General features: G+C 31.5%; 1 protein-coding gene. It reads right to left on the reverse strand.

Going from position 1 to position 273, the window contains the following annotated elements:
• The coding region (locus tag BCT81_RS29565; RefSeq protein WP_206748006.1) for a hypothetical protein at nt 1–273 on the reverse strand (273 nt) is incomplete at both ends.

The raw sequence follows: 273 nt of genomic DNA on the forward strand, positions 1-273 counted from the left end.
TTGATGACATATTCCATCCACTCATTCAAAAGATCTGAGGGTGTAATATTAAAGAACTCTGATATTTCCTCTATATTTTCTACTTCTTGGGTTAATATCTTTCTTAGATAAGATTGCGCATACATTTGCGCATGCTTTGCTTTACTACTTTGCTTTATAGGTTCATTTAGTAGTTTTTTGAGTATATCGAAGTCTCTGTTGTAGAGCTCTGTTTTATCAGACCAAACATCATCACTGTGCTCTATATTAATAAAAACATTCTTATCTAATAAC

Origin of the sequence: Vibrio sp. 10N.261.52.A1, assembly GCF_002876325.1 — a bacterium.
In the GTDB taxonomy this organism is placed as follows: domain Bacteria; phylum Pseudomonadota; class Gammaproteobacteria; order Enterobacterales; family Vibrionaceae; genus Vibrio; species Vibrio chagasii.